Below are 19,286 nucleotides of genomic sequence, written 5' to 3'. Positions count from 1 at the left end.
GTTAAACCTGTGCAGAGAAAATGCTAATCCACCAGTGCAGCGGCTTCATCAATCCCCACCGAGACTAGCCGCGACACCCCAGGCTCCTGCATCGTTACCCCCATCAGGCGCTCAGCAGCTTCCATGGCAATTTTATTGTGGGTAATGTAGATAAACTGCACGCTTTCCGACATCTCTTTGACTAGCTTGGCATAACGGCCAACGTTGGCGTCGTCCAGCGGGGCATCTACCTCGTCTAGCATACAGAACGGCGCCGGGTTGAGCTGAAAAATCGCAAAGACCAGGGAGAGCGCCGTTAGCGCCTTTTCACCCCCCGATAAAAGATGAATTGTACTGTTTTTCTTGCCTGGCGGGCGGGCCATGATGGCCACGCCGGTTTCCAACAGATCATCCCCGGTTAAGGTTAGCCAAGCAGCCCCGCCGCCAAATACTCGCGGAAATAGCGTTTGCAGCCCCGTATTCACCTGCTCAAACGTTTCCCTAAAGCGTACGCGGGTTTCCTGATCAATACGCTTAATCGCACGCTCCAACGTTTCCAACGCTTCGGTTAACTCGGCATGTTGGGCTTCCAGGTAATTACGCCGTTCAGCCTGTTGGTCATACTCTTCAATGGCGGCAAGATTGATGGCGCCCAAGCGGCGAATTTTATCCGTGGTGCTCTCTAAACGCTCCTGCCATGCTGTTTCACTGGCGTCGCTGGGCAAGTGTTCGGCAAGGGTTTCTGCGTCATGACCAAGCTCGGCTAACTGTTCATCCTGGGTAGCGGCCTTTAGCACCAGCGCTTGCACTTCCATGCGGCGCTGCTGCAGCTGCTCACGGCTCTGCTCTAGATTACGTTCATGCTGCTGTCGGCCCAGCTCGTCATTCCGCAGTTGCTCAGCCAGGGCTTGGGCCTGTTGGCGAGTCTCGTTTAAGCGTCGCTCTTGCTGTTCGCGCTGATAAAGCAGCTCCTCAAGTTCTTCGGCGGCAAGTTCAATCGGCTCTATCAACATTTCCCGTGCTTCTTCTAACTCGGCAATACGCAGCGCCAAACGCTCTTCACTATCACTACTGCGGGCTTGCTGGGCACGTAGGCTATCGCGCTCAGCAGTTAGCCTTTCCCGCTCAAGTGCTAGGGACTGCTGGCGCGCTTTAAGGGGCGCGTGCTGCTGGTTGAGCTGCTCGCGTTGCTCGCGTTGACGACTACGCTGCTGAACGCTAGCTTCACGCGCGTTAGCAGCGGCTTCTAACTGCTCCATGGCACTGTGCCAACGGGCACGCTGCTCTTCTAGCGTGAGCGTTAGTTCCGCCTCGTCCTCCTGCAGCTGTGCCAATTCATCGTTAAGCTCGCTGGCACGGCCCTCTAAATGCTCCAGCCGCTGGGCGAGGCGCTGCTCTTGCACCGCTAACTGCTGCAGCGTCGCCGCATGAGCGCGCTCTTCTGAGGCCTGCTGCTCCCGGGTATGCTCTAATGCTTCGATGGTGTCACTAGCGTCGCCACACTGCGCGTCTAGCAGTGCCAGCGCCTTTTCATCCTGCTCCCGACGGGCGGCTAGCTCATCATAGCGGCGGCGGGTTACCAAAAGCGCATCCACGCCTTCGCCATTGGCCTGCTGGTGAAGCCAGCCACGTCCGCGCCAAACCCCATCACGGCTCACCACACTCTCCCCCGGTGCTAGGGTCGCAAGCAGGGCCTCGGCGTCTTGAGAGGTTTCCACATAGTGAATACGTGCCAGCCACTCGCCGAGGGCACCTGCGCCGGTTACCAGCGAATCTAGACGGTGGCGAAGTGACGGTGAATACGCCGTTTGTTCGATCAAACACCAGTCAGTCGCCAGCGCTTCAGGCAAGGTTTTTAATTGCTCAGTGGCGACCAAGCGGGCATTTAGCCACGGCTCAAGCAGCCAGGAGATCACCCGCTCCCACCCTTGGGTGACGCTAATGGCTTCTCCCAAGCGCGGGGCATCTGTAAGGTCATGGGCCGCTAACACATCCGCTAGCATTGGGTCGTGGTCGGCCAACGCAGCTTCAATTAACGCATTAAGCGAAGCCAGCTCTCCTTGGCGTTGCGTTAACTCGGCGCGCTGCTGGTCGCGGGCCTGAACAGCCTGTTGGTAGGCGGCTTTGGCATCGCTGTAGCGTTGCTGCCACTGGTCGCGTTCAACTTGAAATGCGCCGCTGCGCTGCTCCGCCTCGTCACGCTGCTCTTGACACTCGGCGTGTTCGGAACGTAGCACGGTGACATCGGCCAACTCACCTTGCTGCTGCCGACGCCGCTGGCTTTCCGTTTGCAGGCGGGTGATGCGCTGCTCTAAGTTGCGTAGCTGATCTTGGCTACGGTCGGCTTCACGACTGGCATCCCGCCAGTGATTCTCGGCATCACTCCACTGCTGCTCGGCGGCTTCTAACGCAGGGGAGGCGTCAGCGAGGGTTTGCTCAAGAATCTCCAGCTGCTCCTCAAGCGCTTCATGTTCAGGCAGCAGGTCATCGAAGCGAGCGTTGATTGTCGCTAGGCGCTCTTGGTCGCCCTCGCTGACCCGGCGCTGTTCGCTCAGGTCTCGATGAGCGGTGGTGATATCGCTTGCTAGCTGCGCATCGCGGCTGCGACGGTGAGCTTGATCTTGTTCTAGACGGGCGATGCGCGTAGTGATTTCGTAAAACTGCTGCTGGTGGCGGTCAAGTACCTCGGCCAGCTCATCGTGCTGCTCACGGGCTTGCTCAAGGCGGGTTTCGCACTGGCGAACGCCAAAAACGTCTTTTTCAACGGCAATTTCCAACTCGCGGACGCGGCTTTCTTGATGGGACTGCTCAATACGCAGCGTGCGACCGCGCAGTAGAGCAAGCTCGCCCTTTAGCCGGTACTCTTGTTGTTTGAGTTCTTGATAGCGTTTTGCCGCTTCTGCCTGACGCTTAAGGCGTTCCAGCTGTTTATCCAGCTCTTCACGAATATCATCAAGGCGCTCTAGGTTTTCCTGAGTACGGCGCATGCGGTTTTCAGTTTCCCGGCGGCGCTCTTTGTACTTAGAAATACCAGCGGCTTCTTCAAGCGTAGCGCGCAAGTCATCGGGGCGGGCTTCAATCAGCCGGGAAATCATTCCCTGACCAATAATGGCGTAGGAGCGTGGGCCAAGGCCGGTGCCCATGAAAAGATCCGCAATATCCCGACGGCGGCACTTCTGGCCATTAAAAAAGTAGTTGGATTGACCATCTCGGGTTACTAGGCGCTTAACGGCAATCTCTGAATACTGGGCATACACACCACCCATGCCGCCATCACGGTTATCGAACTTTAGCTCAATGGACGCTTGACCAATGGGCTTACGACCCGTTGAGCCATTGAAGATAACGTCAGCCATTGACTCACCGCGCAGGGTTTTCGCTGAGGACTCCCCCATTACCCAGCGAACGGCATCAATGATATTGGATTTACCACAACCGTTTGGCCCAACGATGGCCGTCATATTGCCATCGAAGGGCACAGTGACAGGGTCAACAAAGGACTTAAACCCAACCAGACGAATAGAGGTTAAGCGCATTGCGACCCTTCTTAGCAGCTACTTACGTGGCGGTTATTCAAAAACGCGGTTAATAACGACATTCGCCGCTTCATCTTCGCTAATGGGGCCTACGCTAACGTTATCCAAGTCACCAAACAAATCCCCTGGCTGAGGCGTTGCCTGGCCAGAAGGCGAAACACGCACCATCAGGCGCGCGTTTCGCACTTGGGATATCTGCGCGTCGGGCGACATAGCAGCGGTATCGTCTAATACCACGGTGATCGGCAGCTCAGAGACCTGGGCACTGACCACCGCTAGCGGCGGCAGCTCGCCTTCTCGATCCCGTGCAGTAATGAACACCGCCGCATCATCATCGACACTGCCCACTAAGGCCTCATCTAACGACACGGTTACCCGTATACCCTCGCTTTGCGCGGCTTCTACATTGGCTGTTTCAGGCTCAATGCCTAAGCGCTGCTGGGCAACGCGAACACCATCGCGCAGCGAAGAGGCTGTATTGGGATCTTCAATATTAGCGAGAGCCCGGCGCCAGTGATCAATAGCAGCTTCATATTCACCGTTATCAAAGGCATAAATGCCCAGGATACCCAACACAGTGGGCTGGCGCGGATCTTGCGCCAGGGTTTCGTCCACTAAGTCTTGAACCTCTGGAACCAGCTCACGCTCGGCCATAAAGAATCGCAGCTGGGCTAACTGGGCAAGCAGCGGCGGAATCCGGCCGTCAATTTCGATTAACCGCTCCAAGGCAGCGGCAGCTTGTTCTGGCTGGCCTGAGTCGCGGTATAGCGGAAAGAGCAAGCTCCACACGTTAGGGTTATTAGGCTGACGGGCGGCCTCGGCCTCCATGCGTTCTAGATACATGGCTAATGAGCCGTCTGGGTCGTTTCTAACCTCCTGTTGAATAGCATATAGGGTTAGATCGCCCTCAGCGCCGTGCTGCTGGTACCAAAACACGCTTGCAACGACGACCGTCACCATCAGCACGGGCACCACAACTTTACCGGCAGTCGCGGCTTTTAGCGGCCGTTTAGTAATAACGACCGTGTCGTCCAGCAGGCTGCGCTCCAGCTCAAGCCGATCTTCTTCGAAGCGGGCTTCATCAATATCACCGCGTTCGCGGGCGGCTTCCAGGGAAGCTAAGCGGCGTCTAAATATCGCCACATTCTGTTCAGCAGAGGTATCGTTAGCTTCAAAGTGATGTAGCTGATCACTCAGCTTACGGGCGCCACGCATCGGTGCTATTAACAGCCATAGCGTAGGCAGTAACAGTAACGCAATTGCTATCCAGAGCGGTGTCATGAGGACCTCTCGCGGTTGATCAGCGCATCTAGGCGGGCGCGTTCTTCGGCGCTAAGGGCTTTTGCAGAGGCATTACGGCGGGCACGCACCATTAACACGACCACCAGCATCCCCACAAAAATCAGCCCAATGGGCAGTCCCCATAGCAGGTAGGTGCGGTTTTCCAGGCGAGGGTTGTAAAGAATATAATCTCCAAATCGCTGCACCATATGATCAATAATTTCGATGTCCGACTGGCCATCCTGAAGCAGTAGGTAAACCCGCTCGCGCATATCACCTGAGATAGGTGCATCAGAGTCATCGATGGCCTGATTTTCACATAGCGGGCAGCGCATGGATGCGGTCAAGTCGCGGTAGCGCTTCTCCATTACCGGGTCATCAAACTCTCTAACTTCGATACCGCCAGCAATTGCACTGGCTGTAAAGAGCAACATCAAGAGAACTGAAAGCGTACGAATTAACGCCATTTTTCCACCTCCGGCAGGATGCGTTCGCGGACATCTTCAGGCGATACGTAGCCTTTATGGTGATAGCGAATCACACCGTCGGCATCGACTAAAAAGGTCTCTGGCGCGCCGTAAACACCCAGGTCAAAACCCAGGCTACCATCGGGGTCAAAGATATTGACCTCAAAGGGGTCGCCAAACTCGCTTAAAAATTCCAGCCCTTTTTCACGGGTATCGCGATAGTTGATGCCCACCATACGGATATTATGATCAGCCAATGCCAGCAACTGAGGCATTTCTTGTTTACAAGCGGGGCACCACTCTCCCCACACATTGACAAGCGTTACCTCGCCGACAAATAGCGACTCGTCAATTTGACGATTAGCGTCTCGCAGGGTGCTCGCCTCAAAGGGTGGGAACTCCCGCGCCATCAGCGCGGAATCCCGGTCAGAGGGGTTAATCCCCAACCCCTGATAAAGAAACAGTGCGATACCGATAAAGCCAACCGGCAGCAGTAGCAGTAGCAAGCGACGGGTCATGCCGTAGCCTCCTTCGACGGCGCTTGAGCAGCATCGGCAGACGCGGACTTACGCGCAGTCACCCGACGGTAGCGCTTATCCACTATGGCCAGTATGCCGCCGAAGGACATCAGCAATCCGCCCAGCCACAGCCAGCGTACAAACGGCTTATATTGAACACGCATGGCGTAACTGCCGTCTTCTAGATCCTCACCCATGGCCACATACAGGTCGCGGAATAAGCCAGGACGCAAAGCGACTTGGGTCATTGGCATGCCAGTCGCCAAATACAGACGTTTTTCCGGGCGCATGATGAAGCTACGCCCTGTTTCGCCACGCTGTACATGGATAATCGATGTGTCTGCCAAAAAGTTTGGCCCACGGCGATTGGTAAGCTCCGTCATGGTGAACTGGTAGCCCGCGACCTCCACCGTGGTGCCCGGTGACATACGCACGTTACGCTCGATGTTGTAGTTAGAAACAATCGCCACCCCAACAATCGTCACCGCAATACCCACGTGGCCCAGCACCATGCCCCAATAGGCCAACGAGAGCTTGCGCAGGCCGGCCAAAAACGAGCTGGCGTGGCGCGTTTTATCAAATAGATCGCGCACCATGGGCAAGACAATCCACAGGGCTGAAATAGTCCCTAACGACACCCATAGGTTCCATTCACCGCCGTATAGCAGCGGCATTGCCGCGCCTAATACCAGCGATGCAGCCCCTGCCAGCCATAGCTTACGCACTAGCTCCCCCGCAGGCATGCTCTTCCAGCGGGCCACCGGGCCTAAGCCCATAAAGACACACATGATGACCGTAAGGGGTACAAATAACGCGTTAAAGTAAGGAGGCCCTACGCTGATTTTACCCAGCCCCATCGAGTCTAGAATTAGCGGGTAGACGGTTCCCAACAACACCGTCACCGTCATGATGACCAGCAGAATATTGTTGATCAGCAGCAGTGAGTCCCGTGAAAGCCAGTTAAAACCAACTTTATGGCTAACCCGTGGCGCGCGCAGTGCAAACACCAACAACGAGAGCGTGACCGTGATGGTTAGCAGCATCAAAATAAAGAAACCGCGAGAAGGGTCGTTGGCAAAGGCGTGAACCGACGTGAGTACGCCGGAGCGCACCAAGAAAGTGCCCAACAAGGAGAGCGAGAACGTGGAGATCGCCAGCAATACCGACCAACTTTTAAACGAGCCGCGTTTTTCGGTGACCGCCAACGAGTGCATTAATGCCGTACCCGTGAGCCAAGGTAGCAGCGACGCGTTTTCGACCGGATCCCAGAACCACCAGCCGCCCCAGCCAAGCTCGTAGTAGGCCCACCAGCTACCTAGCGCAATCCCTACGGTAAGAAACGCCCAGGCCAAGTTGGTCCAAGGGCGCGCCCAGCGTGTCCAAGCGGCATCCAAACGCCCACCTAAAAGCGCTGCAATAGCGAATGCAAAAACAACGGAAAAGCCGACATAGCCCATATACAGCATCGGTGGATGCACAATGAGGCCAAAATCTTGAAGCAGCGGGTTTAGATCCGCACCATCCTGCGGCATGTTAGGCAGCAGGCGCTCAAAGGGGTTGGAGGTCATTAAGATAAACAGCAGGAAGCCAACGCAGACCATTCCCATGACGCCTTGAACCCGTGCCACCATGTCCCGTGGCAAATCACCTGAGAACACCGATGCCGCATAACCCCAGCCCGCCAGCATCAGGCTCCACAGCAGTACCGAGCCTTCATGGTTGCCCCATACGGCACTAAACTTGTAGTACCAGGGCAGTAGCGAGTTAGAGTTGTTGGCAACGTTAGCAACGCTGAAATCATCCAGCATGTAGCTTGTTGTAAGGCAGATATAAGCAATCGCGACAAAGAAAAACTGGCCGGCTGCCATAGGACGACCATACGCCATCCACAGTGGGCGGCGGGTCGCCGCCCCTGCAAGCGGCATAATCGACTGAACTATCGCCATTAGCAGGGCAATAACCAGGGCAAAATGGCCAATTTCAGGAATCATTTTTATGAACATGAGCGCTCCGAGATAGCACTGGGCAAAACAGCATGCTGCGCAGCAGGGCAGCGTGAGCGTTAGTATTCGCTAGCGTGTGGAACGCCTTCTTGCTCCAACCGCTCGCCGACTTTAGCCGCCTTCGCTTGGAAGTCGGCCGGTGAGTAGCCTGCTTCTTTCAGCGCTTGGGCAACTTCTGGCGGCATATAGTTTTCATCGTGGCGCGCCAGCACTTGGTCAGCCCGGAAACGCCCGTCGGCTTGAAGCTCCCCCACGACGACAACCCCCTGCCCCTCGCGGAACAGATCCGGCAAAATCCCACTGTAATAAACGTCGAGATCATCTACGTAGTCAGTCACCGTAAACTCAACATTCAAGCTTTCTCGATCGCGGGAAACCGAGCCCTCTTTCACCATGCCACCAGCACGGATTTGGCGCTCGATAGGTGCATTGCCTTGTGCAATTTGTACCGGGCTGAAAAACAAATTGATGTTGGCACGCAGCGCGTAAAGGGTCAGCCCAACGGCAATCGCCGTTAACGAGACTAACCCTAAAATAACAAACAGCTTTTGCTTACGTTTAGGCGTCATGATGAACGTCCCCTTGAACAGGTTTAACCGGTGCCTGCGCTGATTTATGCGGGTAGTTGTTAGCCTGACTTTCACGGCGAGCACGACGCTTTAAGCCGCTAAGCAGCTGGCGACGCTCCAGCCGCGCATGCCACAAAATGACTAAAAACAACAGCGCAGTAACGCCCCAGGCGGCCCATACATAAGGCCCATGACCGCCCATTGCGAGAAATTCATTAATCGATGAGAAAGCCATTAACGCGACTCCTCTATAAGGTCACGCACCCAGCGCTTACTGGCCTCACGGCGTAAGATTTCGCTGCGCGTACGCATCAGCGTTAAGCCAATAAAAAAGCTGTAAAACCCAAGCACCATAATCAACAGCGGTGCCCACATTTCCAGAGGCATCGCCGCTCGGCCGGTAATGGTAAAGGTGGCGGGCTGGTGTAGCGTGTACCACCAATCAACCGAATATTTAATAATTGGAATATTGATGACACCTACCATCGCCAGTACTGATGCGGCGCGTGAGCCGCTGTCTCGGCTACTAAACGCCCCCCGCAAGGCAATGACGCCTAAGTACAGAAACAACAAAATTAGCATAGAGGTAAGGCGGGCATCCCACATCCACCACGTGCCCCAGGTGGGCACTCCCCATACCGCGCCTGAAAACAGCGCTATAAACGTCATTGCAGCACCCAGGGGGGCCATAACGGTTGCAGCCATATCGGCGATTTTGATCTTCCACACCATAAACACTAACCCAGTGATGGCCATGGAAACAAAAATTGACTGGGCCAAAAACGCAGCTGGCACATGGACATAAATAATCCGGAAACTATTGCCCTGTTGATAGTCCGCAGGAGCAAAAGCAAGTCCCCATACCGTGCCGGTTATCAACAGCAGCGCTGCAAGCGCCCAAAACCAAGGCTGCAGCTTAGCGCTAATTGCGTAAAACCACTTGGGTGATCTCAGTTTATTAATAAAGGCCCACATGGAATTTCCGTCCTTTAGCCGTTGATACTGATACGTAACGATGCAGCAATCGCCCAAGGTGAAAGCATTAAAGCCATCGCAAGTAACGCCCCTAAGATGGCCAAGTGCGCCGTTACCCCATCGCCCATAATCGCAGCCTGTACGGCGCCTGCACCAAAAATAAGTATTGGAATATAAAGCGGCAGTACCAGCAGTGAAAGCAGTACCCCTCCCCGTGCCAAACCTACCGTTAGTGCAGCGCCAATCGCACCAATTAAACTCAAGCTAGCCGTACCAAGCGCCAGTGAAAGTGCTAAAACCAAATAGCTACCAGCTGGGAGTGCCAACATAATGCCCAACACTGGCGCCATTAGTGCAAGTGGCAGGCCAGTAAGTAGCCAGTGTACAGCTACTTTTGCTAGCCCTAACGCTGCCAGAGGTTGCGGCGCTAGAAGAAGTTGCTCCAGGCTGCCATCCTCGTAATCACTGCGAAATAGGCTATCTAAAGAGAGCAGCGCTGCTAACAGTGCGGCTACCCACAATAGCCCAGGCGCGATAACCGCTAACAGCTGAGGGTCTGGTGAAATACCAATGGGAAAAAGGGTAATCACCAAGGCAAAAAACACTAGTGGGTTCAGCACCTCCCCTCGCCGCCTAAGCATCAGCGTTAGATCACGCCTGAGTGTGGCATTGAGCGCAACAATTAGCCCCCCTTTGGGGTCGTGCATAGGCATTACCGGGGCACTGACGGTGGCATTTGTACTGGGCAACGCTATCTCCTTTTACCCCAACTGTACTCTTCGAAGTACGGGTGAAGCGGTTAACTCGTGATGCGTGGTAACCAGTACACACCCTCCTGCTTTGGCGTGCGCAACTAACTGCGTCTCAAGCGCTGCCACACCGTCACGATCAATCGCCGTAAATGGCTCATCCAGCACCCAAAGAGCTCTAGGGGTAAGCGTTAACCTTGCCAGCGCAATCCGCCGCTGCTGGCCCGCAGAAAGCTGCCCTGCCGGCACGTCTTCAAAGCCTCTCAGCCCCACCTTAGCCAAGGCCTCTTCACGCTGCTCTTCAGAGCCTTGCTCACCGCTAAGCGCCTGATACCAAGTAAGGTTTTCTAAGGGAGTCAGACCCGACTTAACCCCCGGGGCGTGTCCTAAATAGAGCAAATTGGCGAGAAAATGTTCACGGGTTTCACGCATTAATGCGCCATTCCAGTAAAGCTCGCCATGATAATCGCTCAGTTGGCCCGAGAGAATTTTCAACAGCGTTGTTTTACCGCTGCCATTAGGGCCTTCAATGCGCACGATCTCACCCCGTTGGATATCAAGATCGAGCCCTTCAAATAGCCAACGGTCATCGCGTTCACAGGCCAATTGTCGGGCTTGTAGGCACAGGCTCAAAGGTCTCTCCAGCCATATTGAATTCGGTCGAACTCTACACGGAAAGGCACTTTCTCGCCAGTCGCACTCTGCGGCCTGGGGTCGCAGCATGATGCATATCAATAGGAGGACAAAAAACAAGCGCCCGTAATAAGTGAAAACGCACCACTGGAACTGTATGCAAAAACAGGTTTATACTGCATATACTGTATGAAAAAACACCCCATAAAAACACAGCACTCAATACAACCAAACGCCTAAGGAACGGGCGCTGCATTGGAGAAACTACAATGACGATGTCGATGCCAGCACCACGGCCTATCCAGGGCGCCCCCCTTCAGCCAGCAACGCTTACCACTACCACCGCGCGGCGGCGTAACGCTGCACACATTACACGACGCAACACCTACGCACTCAAAGTACGCGGCGACCGCATGCGTGACAGCAACTTATTCGATGGCGATGTTATTATTATTCGCCGCTATCAGCATGATACCCAGCAGGAAACAGCGGTTGTGACTATTAACCAGCGTGAAGTCGCGTTAAAACAGCTCTCGATCAGTCGCCTGGGCGTGCATTTATTGCCTGAAGACGCAGCAACACCTGCAGTATTCCTGCATAATTGTGATATTCAAGTTTTAGGCATGGTGATGGGCATTGAGCATCACGACTCACCATCACGGCATCATTAAGGCTAATTCAAGCCTCACGACTCCCAGGAGTAATGAGTGCGATATCGCATCCCTGACTTACCCCCCTACCAGTGGCACACAGCCGTTATAGAGGTAGAGAAAAGCCAATTTCTCACCTGGGTGTGCCATGCCCCGAACAAAGAAGCTTTTGATGCGCTGCTGCATGCAGCCAAAGCCGCTCACCCTAACGCAAGCCACCACTGCAGCGCTTTTATTGCAGGACCACCAGGAGAGCAAACACATATTGGCTTTTCAGATGACGGCGAACCTGGCGGCACCGCCGGAAGACCTATGTATCAAGCGTTATTAGGCAGTGAGCTGGGTGAAATCGGCTGTGTGGTGATTCGCTATTTTGGCGGCACAAAACTCGGCACCGGTGGGCTTGCCCGCGCTTATGCCCAAGCAGTCAATTCAGGGCTTGAAACGCTACCACTGCGAGAAGTTGTTGAACGGGATAACTATCAGCTAAACGTTGGCTTTGCCCACGAAGCAGTGACGCGGGCATGGTGCGATGAGCAGCACATCCCGATTCAATATGTCGATTACGATGGTAACGGGGTGCGCTTGACCATTGGCTGGCCGCGGGACGTAGTGCTGGATCTAGCAGCGCTCGAGAACCGCCTCAAAATGACGCTCAATATCCAGAAGGCCTAGCCTACGCGTTAAATAGATAGCGTTAATAAAACTCACAAAACAAAAAAACGCGACTTAAGCGAGCACTTGCTCGATAAGCCGCGTTAACGGGCTATGCGTATTTTTACATTTTGACTGCGTTTAACTCAGGTACTTGATCATCACCCCGGCGGCCACCGCTGAGCCAATCACACCAGCCACATTGGGCCCCATCGCATGCATCAGCAGGAAGTTATGCGGGTTCGACTCCAAGCCAACTTTATTGGCAACCCGAGCAGCCATCGGTACCGCTGACACGCCCGCAGCACCAATCAACGGGTTGATCGGCATCTTACTCATCACGTTCATCAATTTCGCCATGAGAACCCCAGCCGCGGTACCAATAGCGAAGGCCACAATGCCCAGCGCCATAATGCCAAGCGTTTCTACTGCCAGGAAAGAATCGGCCATCAAGCGCGACCCTACTGCCAAGCCCAGCACAATAGTGACAATGTTAATTAGAGCGTTTTGAGCCGTATCCGTCAGGCGCTCTACCACACCGCACTCGCGCATTAAATTACCGAAGCAGAACATCCCCAACAGCGGTGCAGCGTCCGGCAAAAAGAGCGCTACCAGCATCAGCAGGGCCAGCGGGAAGATAATCTTCTCAAGCTTGGACACCGGGCGCAGCTGAGTCATCGCAATCTCACGCTCTTTCTTCGTCGTCAGCAGCCGCATAATCGGCGGTTGGATCATCGGCACTAACGCCATATAGGCATAGGCAGCCACGGCAATAGCACCCAACAACTCTGGCGCTAATACGCTCGATACATAAATAGACGTTGGGCCGTCAGCTCCACCGATGATACCAATAGCCGCCGCTTGCTCGATGGAGAAATCCATCCAGCCCATGGCCGACATACCGACGGCACCAAAGACTGTGGCAAAAATACCGAACTGCGCAGCAGCGCCCAAAAATAGCGTACGCGGATTGGCCAGCAGCGGGCCAAAATCGGTCATCGCCCCAACACCCATAAAGATGATCAGCGGCGCGATTCCAGAGGCAATAGCGATGTTATAGAAGGTGTAAAGCATGCCGTCGCCATAACCAACGTTCATGGCAACATCTCTTGCAGCACGCAGCTGATCCGGTGCGGCAGCGTCGTCAGCAATCGTCTTTAATGTCTCCCGCCATGCTTCTACGCCGCCCAACGGATCAAGCGTTGCGCCCAGCGCCGATGCTATCTGATGCAAGACAGCTGGTTGCGCGACCTCCATTGCTTGATCAAGGGCCGAAATAGCCAACCCTGCCTCTGGAATGTTGGCAAGAATGCCGCCAAAGCCAATAGGCACCAGCAACAGCGGCTCAAACTTCTTATAAATAGCCAAGTAGAGCAGCCCAAGCCCCACCAGGATCATAACCGCCTGACCCAGCTCAAGGTTATAAAGCCCCGAGCCCTCCCATAAGGTGATTAAATTATCCATTGCCGAATGCCCTTAAAGCTCGATCAACGAGTCGCCAACGGCAACGCTGTCGCCCTCGCTGACATTAACTTTCGATACGGTGCCGGCGCTGCTAGCACGCACTTCGGTTTCCATTTTCATGGCTTCCAGAATAATCACGACATCACCTTCCGCTACTTGGTCGCCGGGGCGCACATTCACTTTGAAGATATTGCCCGCTAGCGGTGCATCAATGCTTTCGCCGCTGCTTTCAACTTCATCGCTGGCCGCCGGCTCTTTTGCGGCACCCGCCGTCTGCTCTTTCACTTCGCTGATGTCGCCCCCTTCGGAGACTTCCACCACAAACGCTTTACCGTTGAGCTTAACGGTGTAAGTTTCTGGGCCACTCGCCGCCACAGGAACGCTGGCGCTCTTCTCGACCTTAGCAGGAACCTTGGCAGCGCTCGCATCAGGCGCCTGGGGAACGGGTTCAAAGGCGTCTGGGTTGTCGCGGTTTTTCAGAAACTTCAGGCCAATCTGCGGAAACAAGGCGTACGTGAGCACATCGTCTATTTCCCGCTCGCCGTCAGCTAGGCGGATTTTATCTGCACCGGCCTTCTCTTTAAGTTCAGTCGCTAGCCTGTCCATTTCAGGCGATAGGTTGTCCGCCGGGCGGCAGGTGATCGGCTCGCCGCCTTCCAACACCCGCTTTTGTAGCTCAGCATTGAACGGCGCCGGGGCGTAGCCGTATTCACCTTTAAGCAGTGCCTGAACTTCTTTAGAGATCGACTTATAGCGCTCGCCCATCATGACGTTCATCACAGCCTGGGTACCCACAATTTGCGAGGTTGGTGTCACCAGGGGAATAAAGCCTAAGTCTTCACGCACGCGTGGGATTTCATTAAGCACGTCATCTAGCTTATCGCCAGCGCCCTGCTCTTTTAACTGGCCTTCCATGTTGGTAAGCATGCCGCCCGGCACCTGAGCAATCAGGATGCGTGAGTCGATGCCTTTGAGCGACCCTTCGAAGGCGGCGTACTTTTTACGCACCTCACGGAAGTAGCTAGCGATGTCTTCTAAAAGCTCCAGATCCAGGCCGGTATCACGGTCGGTATCCTTGAGCATCGCGACCACAGACTCGGTGGGGCTGTGTCCATAGGTCATCGACATTGAAGAGATAGCGGTATCGACATTGTCGACCCCAGCTTCCACAGCTTTGAGAATCGTCGAGGTGGAGAGGCCGGTAGTGGCATGGCAGTGCAAATGAACCGGGATAGACAGCTCTTTTTTCAGCCGCGTCACCAAGTCATACGCGATATACGGCGTTAGCAGCCCCGCCATATCCTTGATAGCCAGTGAATCTGCTCCCATTGCGGCAATGGTTTTGGCTAGATCTACCCAGCTATCCAGGGTATGTACCGGGCTGACCGTGTAGGAAATAGTGCCCTGCGCATGCCCCCCTACCTGGCGTACTGCCTTAATCGCACGCTCTAGGTTGCGCGGATCGTTCATCGCATCAAACACACGAAACACATCCACGCCGTTGGTTTTTGCGCGCTCGACAAATTTATCCACTACATCGTCAGCGTAGTGGCGATAACCCAGCAGGTTTTGGCCGCGTAGCAGCATCGCCTGGGGCGTGTTAGGCATCGCTTCTTTCAACGCACGGATACGTTCCCAAGGATCCTCGCCCAGATAACGAATACACGCATCAAAGGTAGCGCCACCCCAGGTTTCAAGCGACCAATAACCAACCTTATCGAGTTTTTCGGCAATCGGTAGCATGTCATCAAGCCGCAGCCGGGTAGCAAACAGCGATTGGTGGGCATCGCGAAGGACAACATCAGTGATTCCCAGAGGACGTTTTATTTCATTCATGGTCGTGGCTCACAGTTGGTACGTTATGAATTTGTAGTAAATTTAACAAAAAAAATGCCGGTAGCGTGGCAAGCCAGCTACAAAAAGGGCTGCCTATTGGCGGCGTGAAGAACGATAACGATGCACTGCAGCACTAATCACTGCTAGCACCTCATCGTTTTGACTTTTTGCAGCCGTCGCTTTTTTACCGTTTCCACTGCTAGGCACCGCCGCCGGAGTCGGCTGAAAGCGGCCAATCAGCTTTGACATTAGCGTAACGCTAATTACCAAAACAGTAAGAAAAACAAAAACAAAGCCCATACCAAGCCCCATTAGGGTCAGCCCCTCGTGGAGTAGCTCTGTATCTTGCATACCGCATTCTCCTTATTTCAAATGCTTATCGGTACCTCAAAAGCCTCTAAAGGCACTTGGCGCAGTGAGGTCTATGCACTAACCTGCCACATCCAGAATAGATTGCAATGGCGCCATAGTGGAAGTCATGGTTGTTAATTTACTACAAAGCGGCGAAATAGGCCTTGCGCCCATGGAGGGCGTTATCGACGCTCTCACCCGCGACTTACTCACCCGGCAAGCAGGTTTTGACTGGTCGGTAACCGAGTTTGTACGGGTGGTTGATGCACGCCTACCGCCACGTGTGTTTTACAGGCACTGCCCTGAACTTACCCAACGCCCCGTCGCCACCCCAAGTGGCGTACCGGTGCATCTTCAGTTACTCGGCTCCGACCCCACCGCTCTGGCGGAAAATGCGCGCCAAGCGCTTGCCCTTGGCGCGCTGAGCATCGACCTAAACTTTGGCTGCCCAGCAAAATTGGTTAACCGCCACGATGGCGGTGCATCACTACTTCGCCGCCCAGAACGTGTCTACCAAGCGGTAAAGGCAGTTGCCGAGGCTCTGGAGGGCCAAATACCGGTGACGGCCAAGATTCGCCTTGGCTTCTCTGATCGACGCCTAGCCATCGCCTGCGCCCAAGCCACCCAAGCCGGCGGAGCAGCCCGACTAGTCGTGCACGGCCGAACACGGGATGAGGGCTACCGCCCACCTGCGCACTGGGAGTGGATCAGCAAAATTCGCCATCAGGTGTCTATTCCCGTAGTGGCCAATGGCGATATATGGACGCTTGAAGACTACTGGAAAGCGCGCACGCTCTCTGGCTGTCGCGATGTCATGCTGGGGCGTAGCGCGTTAGCAGACCCCTGGCTTGCACCGCGCATTCGCCACTGGCAGCGAACCGGCGAGCGACTTCCTGAAACCACCTGGGAAATGCGTGTCAGCGTACTTAAGCAATACGCCGCCATACAACGGCAGCAACTACCTGATCGCGTGGTGGTGTCGCTTGTGAAACAGTGGCTGGCTCAAATGCGCCAAGGCAATGCAGAAGCCGACCAGCACTTTCAGCGCTTAAAGCGCCTCACAGACCTCGATACGCTATTAACCAACTTGGTACCTAGCGACACCCCTCTTCCTGCCTGTGAAGCGACTTAGACAGTGCTTAGCCGTCGCTCATACAACCTTACTGCGCAGTGCTTAATCTCACCAGACCTAACTAAACGAATTGAGCAAAAAAAAGCGCCCTACCGCAAATGCGGGGGCGCTTGACACGATCGCAAGATCAGCGTGCGAGCCACGCTGACCAGGCTAGAAAACAGAAAACCCGCTCTCTGTGAGAGCGGGTTTTTAAATTCTGGCGCGCCCGGGAGGATTCGAACCTCCGACCCCCTGATTCGTAGTCAGGTACTCTATCCAGCTGAGCTACGGGCGCTTAACATTCATGCTTAACGTATTAAACAATGAATTTATTGTAACATCAGATACTTACGCTTTCAACAACGTTTGTTTTCAACGGCCTGTTCTTTTAAAACTTTTATTTCAAAGAACTTAGCTTTGACAACGCCCGCATGCAAGATGGCGCGCCCGGGAGGATTCGAACCTCCGACCCCCTGATTCGTAGTCAGGTACTCTATCCAGCTGAGCTACGGGCGCTAATCTTCTTACACATGAAGGTAATACGATATTACGTTTTCAAGCGATACTGCTACTTGATATGCAGTTGGCGGAGAGAGAGGGATTCGAACCCTCGATAGGGCTATAAACCCTATACTCCCTTAGCAGGGGAGCGCCTTCAGCCACTCGGCCACCTCTCCTCAACGGCACGGCGCGAATATTACCGATTATGACGACTGCTGTCTAGTCCTCTACAGATTTTTTTCGCACCGACCGGATGTTACCGCTTAAACGCCCTACTGGGGGCGTGACAATCACGGCCATTTACTCAGCTTCGCTTTCACTATTACGTTCACGCTGAATGCGCTGATAGATCTCTTCGCGGTGAACCGCTACATCTTTGGGTGCATTCACACCGATGCGCACTTGGTTGCCTTTCACACCGAGTACAGTGACAGTAACTTCATCACCGATCATCAGTGTTTCGCCAACACGGCGGGTTAGGATGAGCATGGCTGATCTCCTTCTCAGACGTTTTAATACAACGGGATGTGTCCGCCAGAAGCGACGCCACCCTATTATGCTGCATGGCGTCGCTCGTCACCAATGACTCTCTGGCTCCATGACACCTTAACCTCCCGTTGAAAGAAAGCTCACCACCACTCGGCAGCGAGTCACCCCTTCAGCGTAGAAGGTTTAAGGCATTATTGTTATTCAGATTCTATATCTGTCTTATCTAAGCCGAAAGCTTTGTGTAATGCATTAACCGCAAGCTCCATATGTTTTTCGTCAATCACCACGGAAATTTTAATTTCAGAGGTAGATACCATACGAATATTGACGTTTTCATCGGCCAATACGCGGAACATTTTAGAAGCAACGCCTGCATGCGAGCGCATACCAACGCCTACTAGCGACACCTTGGCGATATTATCATCACCGCGCAGCTCGCCACCGCCTAAATCAGGAATAACGGTTTCTTCCAGAATCTTCTTAGTGGCTTTATAGTCACCCTTGGCAACCGTAAAGGTGAAGTCAGTGTAATCGCCTGCTGGCGCCACGTTCTGGACGATCATATCTACTTCGATATTGGCGTCGGCAATTGGGCCAAGAATACGTGACGCCACGCCGGGCACATCAGGCGTGTTCAACAGGGTGAGTTTGGCTTCGTTTTTGGTAAAAGCGATACCGGAGATCAGCGGTTCTTCCATAGAGTCCTCGTCTTGGTCTGCGTCTGCAACAATCAGGGTGCCAGGGCCGTCTTCAAAGCTCGACAGCACCCGCAGCGGTACGTTGTACTTACCTGCAAACTCCACAGCACGGATTTGCAGCACTTTGGAGCCTAAGCTCGCCAGTTCAAGCATTTCTTCCACTGTTATGCTCTCAAGGCGTTGCGCCTTGGAACATACGCGGGGGTCGGTGGTGTAAACACCGTCGACATCGGTGTAGATTTGGCACTCATCGGCGCCCAGCGCTGCGGCCAGTGCAACACCCGTGGTATCGGAACCACCACGTCCCAGCGTCGTGATATTGCCGTTCTCATCAACGCCCTGGAAGCCAGCCACTACCACCACTTTGCCTGAATCCAGGTCAGCTTTCAGATCATCGGTTTCAATACGCTGAATGCGCGCTTTGGTGTAGGCGCTATCGGTGTGAATACCTACCTGGGCACCCGTGTGAGAAGTGGCGGAAACGCCAATTTGCTGGAGCGCCATGGCCAGCAACGAAATGGTGACCTGCTCACCGGTCGACAGCAGCATATCCATTTCGCGCGGTGCCGGCTCCTCATTGAGGGCCTGCGCCATATCGGTCAGGCGATTGGTCTCGCCGCTCATCGCAGAGACGACGACCACGACTTGGTGGCCTTGATCACGAAAGCCTTTGACCTTTTCCGCCACGGCCTTGATACGGTCGACAGAGCCCACCGAGGTGCCGCCGAACTTCTGTACGTATAATGCCATATGCCGTTTTCCTATGGGTTCGGGAATGGAGGGTGAATGTTGTTATTGCTAATTTTCTTCACTAACAAA

The 19,286-nt window shown here is 54.3% G+C and carries 18 protein-coding genes and 3 tRNA genes; 3 read left to right on the top strand and 18 right to left on the bottom strand.

From position 1 onward, the window contains the following. Nucleotides 1–23: 23 nt before the first annotated feature. From smc to ccmA, 10 genes are read right to left on the bottom strand one after another with little or no spacing between them, the layout of a single operon-like run. The gene (gene smc, locus P8S54_RS15110) at nt 24–3,515 is read right to left on the bottom strand and encodes a chromosome segregation protein SMC (protein ID WP_281442390.1); all 3,492 of its coding nucleotides are present in this window, start codon (nt 3,513–3,515) and stop codon (nt 24–26) included. Between the two features lie 33 nt (nt 3,516–3,548). Further along, nucleotides 3,549–4,796, bottom strand: coding sequence for a c-type cytochrome biogenesis protein CcmI (ccmI, locus tag P8S54_RS15105; RefSeq protein ID WP_281442389.1), 1,248 nt, complete (start codon nt 4,794–4,796; stop codon nt 3,549–3,551). Further along, nucleotides 4,793–5,263, bottom strand: a complete 471-nt coding sequence (locus tag P8S54_RS15100) for a cytochrome c-type biogenesis protein (protein WP_009096689.1) — start codon at nt 5,261–5,263, stop codon at nt 4,793–4,795. The genes ccmI and P8S54_RS15100 overlap by 4 nt, the downstream gene beginning before the upstream one ends. After that, nucleotides 5,254–5,781: a DsbE family thiol:disulfide interchange protein gene (locus P8S54_RS15095; RefSeq protein WP_281442388.1), complete on the bottom strand. Its 528-nt coding sequence runs from the start codon at nt 5,779–5,781 to the stop codon at nt 5,254–5,256. Before P8S54_RS15095 ends, P8S54_RS15100 begins: the two co-directional genes overlap by 10 nt. Then, nucleotides 5,778–7,784: a heme lyase CcmF/NrfE family subunit gene (locus P8S54_RS15090; RefSeq protein WP_281442387.1), complete on the bottom strand. Its 2,007-nt coding sequence runs from the start codon at nt 7,782–7,784 to the stop codon at nt 5,778–5,780. The genes P8S54_RS15095 and P8S54_RS15090 overlap by 4 nt, the downstream gene beginning before the upstream one ends. A gap of 59 nt (nt 7,785–7,843) precedes the next feature. Further along, nucleotides 7,844–8,353, bottom strand: a complete 510-nt coding sequence (gene ccmE / locus P8S54_RS15085; RefSeq protein ID WP_009096695.1) for a cytochrome c maturation protein CcmE — start codon at nt 8,351–8,353, stop codon at nt 7,844–7,846. Continuing rightward, complete coding sequence (gene ccmD, locus P8S54_RS15080) at nt 8,343–8,588, bottom strand: heme exporter protein CcmD (protein WP_281442386.1); 246 nt, start codon at nt 8,586–8,588, stop codon at nt 8,343–8,345. Before ccmD ends, ccmE begins: the two co-directional genes overlap by 11 nt. Continuing rightward, on the bottom strand, nt 8,588–9,328 hold the full coding sequence (locus P8S54_RS15075) for a heme ABC transporter permease (RefSeq protein ID WP_009096699.1): 741 nt from the start codon (nt 9,326–9,328) through the stop codon (nt 8,588–8,590). The genes ccmD and P8S54_RS15075 overlap by 1 nt, the downstream gene beginning before the upstream one ends. Before the next feature lie 14 nt (nt 9,329–9,342). Further along, nucleotides 9,343–10,041 (bottom strand): heme exporter protein CcmB, encoded by a 699-nt coding sequence (gene ccmB / locus P8S54_RS15070; RefSeq protein ID WP_281444116.1) that lies wholly within the window; start codon nt 10,039–10,041, stop codon nt 9,343–9,345. Between the two features lie 48 nt (nt 10,042–10,089). Continuing rightward, complete coding sequence (ccmA, locus tag P8S54_RS15065) at nt 10,090–10,710, bottom strand: cytochrome c biogenesis heme-transporting ATPase CcmA (RefSeq protein ID WP_281442385.1); 621 nt, start codon at nt 10,708–10,710, stop codon at nt 10,090–10,092. 269 nt (nt 10,711–10,979) lie between these two features. Between ccmA and P8S54_RS15060 the strand changes: the two genes are divergently transcribed. Next, complete coding sequence (locus tag P8S54_RS15060; RefSeq protein WP_281442384.1) at nt 10,980–11,381, top strand: S24 family peptidase; 402 nt, start codon at nt 10,980–10,982, stop codon at nt 11,379–11,381. Nucleotides 11,382–11,417: 36 nt separating this feature from the next. Further along, the gene (locus tag P8S54_RS15055) at nt 11,418–12,035 is read left to right on the top strand and encodes a YigZ family protein (protein ID WP_281442383.1); all 618 of its coding nucleotides are present in this window, start codon (nt 11,418–11,420) and stop codon (nt 12,033–12,035) included. A 120-nt stretch (nt 12,036–12,155) separates the two neighbouring features. Here the strand turns inward: P8S54_RS15055 and P8S54_RS15050 are convergent, their stop codons facing one another. The 3 genes from P8S54_RS15050 to P8S54_RS15040 all read right to left on the bottom strand — a co-directional run bounded on the left by P8S54_RS15050 (nt 12,156) and on the right by P8S54_RS15040 (nt 15,665). Then, complete coding sequence (locus P8S54_RS15050) at nt 12,156–13,478, bottom strand: sodium ion-translocating decarboxylase subunit beta (RefSeq protein ID WP_281442382.1); 1,323 nt, start codon at nt 13,476–13,478, stop codon at nt 12,156–12,158. A 12-nt stretch (nt 13,479–13,490) separates the two neighbouring features. Next, the gene (gene oadA, locus P8S54_RS15045; protein WP_281442381.1) at nt 13,491–15,314 is read right to left on the bottom strand and encodes a sodium-extruding oxaloacetate decarboxylase subunit alpha; all 1,824 of its coding nucleotides are present in this window, start codon (nt 15,312–15,314) and stop codon (nt 13,491–13,493) included. A gap of 93 nt (nt 15,315–15,407) precedes the next feature. Beyond that, entirely contained in the window at nt 15,408–15,665 is a 258-nt protein-coding gene (locus P8S54_RS15040) for an OadG family transporter subunit (protein ID WP_281442380.1), read from the bottom strand. A 127-nt stretch (nt 15,666–15,792) separates the two neighbouring features. On the opposite strand from P8S54_RS15040, the gene P8S54_RS15035 reads away from it, so the two are divergent. Continuing rightward, the gene (locus P8S54_RS15035) at nt 15,793–16,797 is read left to right on the top strand and encodes a tRNA-dihydrouridine synthase (protein ID WP_281442379.1); all 1,005 of its coding nucleotides are present in this window, start codon (nt 15,793–15,795) and stop codon (nt 16,795–16,797) included. 200 nt (nt 16,798–16,997) lie between these two features. Here P8S54_RS15035 and P8S54_RS15030 read toward each other — a convergent pair. The 5 genes from P8S54_RS15030 to P8S54_RS15010 all read right to left on the bottom strand — a co-directional run bounded on the left by P8S54_RS15030 (nt 16,998) and on the right by P8S54_RS15010 (nt 19,217). Further along, a tRNA-Arg gene (locus P8S54_RS15030) sits at nt 16,998–17,074 on the bottom strand. A gap of 144 nt (nt 17,075–17,218) precedes the next feature. Continuing rightward, nucleotides 17,219–17,295 (bottom strand) — tRNA-Arg (locus P8S54_RS15025). A gap of 68 nt (nt 17,296–17,363) precedes the next feature. Then, nucleotides 17,364–17,456, bottom strand: a tRNA-Ser gene (locus P8S54_RS15020). A 124-nt stretch (nt 17,457–17,580) separates the two neighbouring features. Next, nucleotides 17,581–17,769: a carbon storage regulator CsrA gene (csrA, locus tag P8S54_RS15015; RefSeq protein WP_009096716.1), complete on the bottom strand. Its 189-nt coding sequence runs from the start codon at nt 17,767–17,769 to the stop codon at nt 17,581–17,583. Nucleotides 17,770–17,966: 197 nt separating this feature from the next. Further along, nucleotides 17,967–19,217 carry an aspartate kinase gene (locus P8S54_RS15010; protein WP_281442378.1) on the bottom strand — a complete coding sequence of 417 codons (1,251 nt, stop codon included), beginning with the start codon at nt 19,215–19,217 and terminating at the stop codon, nt 17,967–17,969. Nucleotides 19,218–19,286: the final 69 nt, after the last annotated feature.

This window comes from Halomonas sp. M1 (assembly GCF_029581375.1).
Taxonomy (GTDB): domain Bacteria; phylum Pseudomonadota; class Gammaproteobacteria; order Pseudomonadales; family Halomonadaceae; genus Vreelandella.
This window is presented reverse-complemented; position numbering and strand designations above follow the sequence as displayed.